At 58.9% G+C, this 4618-nt stretch carries 3 protein-coding genes and 2 pseudogenes; 2 read left to right on the top strand and 3 right to left on the bottom strand.

Going from position 1 to position 4618, the window contains the following annotated elements; genetic code table 11:
- Positions 1-403 precede the first annotated feature (403 nt).
- Positions 404-559: a hypothetical protein gene (locus HMPREF2888_RS12985; protein ID WP_201040634.1), complete on the top strand. Its 156-nt coding sequence runs from the start codon at positions 404-406 to the stop codon at positions 557-559.
- A gap of 45 nt (positions 560-604) precedes the next feature.
- Here HMPREF2888_RS12985 and HMPREF2888_RS12865 read toward each other — a convergent pair.
- Positions 605-790: pseudogene (locus tag HMPREF2888_RS12865) on the bottom strand (hypothetical protein); the annotation flags it as partial.
- A 551-nt stretch (positions 791-1341) separates the two neighbouring features.
- Between HMPREF2888_RS12865 and HMPREF2888_RS06560 the strand changes: the two are divergent.
- On the top strand, positions 1342-2502 hold the full coding sequence (locus HMPREF2888_RS06560) for an RtcB family protein (protein WP_061920324.1): 1161 nt from the start codon (positions 1342-1344) through the stop codon (positions 2500-2502).
- Between the two features lie 136 nt (positions 2503-2638).
- On the opposite strand, the pseudogene HMPREF2888_RS06555 reads toward HMPREF2888_RS06560, so the two are convergent.
- A pseudogene (locus HMPREF2888_RS06555) lies at positions 2639-3915 on the bottom strand (Fic family protein).
- Positions 3916-4206: 291 nt separating this feature from the next.
- A partial coding sequence (locus HMPREF2888_RS06550; protein WP_168163256.1) for a hypothetical protein occupies positions 4207-4618 on the bottom strand: 412 nt, incomplete at its 5' end.

Below are 4618 nucleotides of genomic sequence, written 5' to 3'. Positions count from 1 at the left end.
AGGTAGGAACTAAACCCAGGACGCTTCATTAGTGAGCAGATGGGTCTTCAACAATTGTCTCTTATCCCCAAGAATGTACGCCAGGTTTGTGCAGGCCGCTCGTTTGTCAGCGGTCGTAGCGTCTCGCTTGCGATAGAGGCGTAGCGCTGTATCCATGCGACTTTGTGAATCCTGACTGTTTAGTCGCCATGAATCCTCTACGAGGGGTTGGTACGGAACATTCGTGTCATCGAAGGCCTTATTGATCAGCGATCCGGTGAAACAGCGGGTTGCGATTGCATTGAGAGAACCGACCTAGCTTATGGCCCCAGTAGAGATTGGGGCTGATTATCGTGTTTACAACTTGCGCTCTTCGGCATTGGAAAACCTCTTGCACAAGGTATTTGTGGTCGTGCGGTTGAAGGTGTCTCAGGTTGGGATCGATGGGCGCACCTACAATCCACATGAGTGGTTCGTCGCGCTGCTTCCGGTGATCAATCAAGCGATTCAGATGATTCAGACTGGCGATATCGTTTCCGTCGTTTATGACCCTGAGAAGCAAAAGTTGGTCGAGCGTTAGCTGAAACGTAGCCGTCAATCATCACTTTGGTGTCGGCGTGCGGCAGGCGGCGGCCTTGACCGGACGGCCAGCGGCCCCCAGGTCGAGCGGCGAACGCAGCCACACCAGGTTCTTCGCCTTCGGTGCGATGAGCGGATCAACGCAGTCCAGCGACACGTTGGCCGGGATGCGGCCGGTGCGGAAGACGTCGATGATACCGCCGGTCTGGAAGAGCGCGGCACCCGCCTTGGAGGGACTCGCCCTGCACGTCGTCGATGCGGCCGGCGACCACGACGTCGGCTTTACCCAGAGCAATCTTGCTGCATAACCCAGATAAAGATCCAGCCCACTCTCGACTAGGTCGAGGTGGGCTGAACGATTAAACGAAGCTCATCACGGCGCACGACACCCCGCCAGACGGACGAACAAATGAGCAGGCAGCGAATGCGGTTGAATGGACGGTGTCAAGTTTTTCGTGGCTGGGTGAATTTCTTCGCATCATCAATCGCATGCAGAAATCGCGTACATCGTGTAGGCTCACACGCAGCACTAACAGCCCGAAAGAAGAACGAGAAAGCATAAAGGAGGCGAACCGCGATGATGATCTATAACAATCAGCCGCTAGGACGCTTCTTTAAGCAACTCTTCTAACAGGCTGACTTGACCATTTCCCGGGAAAGCGGCCCTGCTTATCCCGGACGTTGGTGCCAGCCGCGCGACCCGCGCGCAAACTTATAAGTCAGCCGCCCAAGCAGGCCCTTTCTCACGAACTGCGTTACGCAAACGCAGAGAAAGGCTCTTTTATGCGCCTGCACAACTTCGCCTCCATTGTTGAAGACAAGACGGTGGCGCAGGCACAACTCGTCGCTGACCTGCCCTTCGTCTACCCACACGTGGCGCTCATGCCTGATGCCCACTTCGGCAAGGGCTCCTCGGTCGGCACCGTTTTCGGCACGCTGCGTGCCGTCATCCCGGCGGCCGTCGGCGTGGACATCGGCTGCGGCATGATTGCCGTGCGGACCCACCTTACGCACGCGGATATCCAGGACTTCGCTCTCGAGGACCTGCGCACCGCGGTCGAAGACTCCATTCCACTCTCGCCCGGAAACTACAACGGTTGGATCATGGACCCGCGCACCGAGGCCCGCACGCGCGAGCTCGCGCAGCTGGCCCAGGACACCGGCGTGGACCTTAGTCATTCGAAGCACTGGCGCCAGCAGCTAGGCAGTTTGGGCGGCGGCAACCACTTCATCGAGCTGTGTCTCGACGAAGAAGATCGCGTCTGGCTGTTCCTGCACTCCGGCTCGCGCGGCGTGGGTAACAAGATTGCACAGAAGCACATCAAAGCTGCGCAGCGCCACTGCGAGAAGCACTGGATCCAGCTCGCGGACAAGGACCTGGCCTACCTCGTCGAGGGCACGGAAGAGTTCGACTCCTACATTGCGGATCTCCACTGGGCACAGCACTTTGCGCTGCTCAATCGCGATGAGATGATGGACCGCTTCCTCGACTGCGTCGCCACCTGGTCCGGCGCGGATCGCGAGAACCTCGAGCTCGAGCGCATCAACTGCCACCACAACTACACCCAGCGCGAGAACCACTACGGTAAGAACGTGTGGCTCACGCGCAAGGGCGCCATCAAGGCGGATGAGGGCGACCGCGGTCTCATCCCCGGCTCGATGGGCACCGCCAGCTACGTCGTGGAAGGCAAGGGCTACGCGCCGGGCCTTAAGTCTGCGCCGCACGGCGCCGGCCGCGTCATGTCGCGCACCCAGGCCAAGGCCCGCTTCACCGAGGAGGACCTTGCCGCACGCATGGAAGGCATCGTCTATCGTCCCGGCGCCGAGTTCGTCGATGAGATTCCGGACGCCTACAAGGACATCGACCGCGTGATGGCCGATGCCACCCAGCTCGTTGAGGTCAAGCACACCCTGCGCCAGATCCTCAACGTTAAGGGCACCTAATCTGCGCCATTAAGGGACCGTCACTTTGAGTGACTGTCCCTTTTGCGCTTTCCGATGCCTTTCCTGCAGCGTCGCACCAGCACGACGCTTTGCCTTATGTAAGGAAACGAAGCGCGTGACTACTAATGATTACTGCTTATTTATCGCGAAGGGCTGGAACCGCTCGGCCGGTCGGAGGTGAAAGCCGAGTATTAAACTGCGTCGAGGCGAGTTGGCGTTCAGCATCGTTGACCAACATGAAAACATCGTCAGCGAAGTAACCGAGAAGCCCGCCCACACCGATGACTTTCTTACGCAGAATGCCAGCGTCGGTGAGTGAATCGAGAGCATCTCGGGCCGTGCTTGTCGATGAAATCCCCAGCTCGGACTTCACGATGGGCACCGTGACCAAAGGCATGGCAGGTAGCTTCTTGAGCAGTTGGAACTCCGTCGAATTCGATTTCAATGCGCGCTTGCTTCCTTGCGCAGTGCGGTGGTGATTGACCTTGTCCATCCATTCTGCTTCTAGGGCGGCGACGCTATCCGCAAGTTCAGCTGCTTTGGTGGTGGCGACTTGTGCAGCCTTGACGAAGAAAGAGATCCATGCCAGCACGTCACCCTCGCGGAATTTCGTGAGTCCGTCGACGTAACGGTCACCGAGCGTTGCCAGAACCATACTGACGGGGAGAACCGTAGCATCGGTGAGCCCTCTGCGCTGCAAAAGCGCGTGAATCTTGGCTCGCCCCACGCGTCCATTCCCATCCGGGAATGGGTGGATGGTCTCGAACTGTGCATGAACCAGCGCTGCCTGAACGAGCGCGGCGTGGTCTGCCCCGTTGAAGTATTCAATGAGATCGTCGAGGAGTCCTGGGACTTGTACAGGAGGCGGGGGACAAAAGCCGCATCGATGGGGTGATAGTCAGACCCGCCAATCCAGTTTTGAGTAGTTCGTACTCCTTGCAAAGGCTTTTCTGCAACGAGCGCTGTCTGCATTGCAACAATGTCATCCAGGACCAGCTCGTCTTTGTAAGCTAAGTCTGCATTGATGGTGTCGAGGATGGCGACATTGCGGGCGACAGCTGTTGCGGATTCTTTGAAACCCCGAATTTCGGAATCTGATTCACGCGCGAGGATCGCCATGGCCACTTTGTCGGAGTTGGGAGCGATTCCCTCGATCCGGGAGGAAGCGACGGCCTCAGAACGGAGCAGGAGTCGCACAACTCCTTCAAGGGAGTGGGTATTGTCTCTCATCCCAAGATTGTGAATCTCCCGCTCGATGCGAACGATACGTCGCGAGAGCTCGGACGGAAGCTTCAACGACATGCTTGCGAGGGGATCGGGAACGAAAGCGTGATACTTACCTCCTTGTTTGGCGCGTCGAGAAAGACCACTGCCATCAGCGGGGATCCATTCCAATTCGCCTGTCTTTGCCACAGCTGACTCCTGTCATGCGCTTGGGGCATTGGAGATAAGACTTATCCCGGTAGATCGATATCCTAGTTTACCGGGATAGCTGTTATCCCGGTGGACTGCGAGCGCAATGCGCCAGATAACTCTTATCGTGAGCCACTGCTTTGCAGACGTGCGGTTGAAGGTGTCTCAGGTTGGGATCGATGGGCGCACCTACAATCCACATGAGTGGTTCGTCGCGCCGCTTCCCTTTTCCGGAAGCGGGCCTGAGCTCTATCTACTACTGGCTGGTCTGGCCAGCCAGTTAGCTAACGACTACACACTCGGGAATTCACCGTTGCTGCCCAGGCGCGCATCGGCGTCGAGGAGCATGGAGATTTCCGCGGCCTTGTCGGCGTCGACGAGGCCGTAGCCGTCAATCATCACCTTGGCGTCGGCGTGCGGCAGGCGGCGGCCGTCGATGACCTCGAAGAGCGGCGCGCGGCCCAACATGCCGGCCTCGAAGCGGGCGTGACCGGCGGCTAGGCGCTGCTCGGCACGCTCGCGCCAAGCAGCTGCAGCGTCAGTGCCGCGCTGCTTGGCGACGGCCTTCTCAAACACGCCCGGGTGCGCGTACACGATGAGCGCGCCGACGTGTCCGAAGCCCAGCGAGGTCAGCGCCGCGGCCTTCACGCTGCGGCCCGCGGCTGCCAGATCCAGCGGCGAACGCAGCCACACCAGGTTCTTC

Origin of the sequence: Corynebacterium sp. HMSC077D03 (genome assembly GCF_001808545.1) — a bacterium.
GTDB lineage: Bacteria > Actinomycetota > Actinomycetes > Mycobacteriales > Mycobacteriaceae > Corynebacterium > Corynebacterium simulans.
The sequence above is the reverse complement of the archived record's forward strand: the minus strand, read 5'-3'. Positions and strand labels throughout refer to the sequence as shown.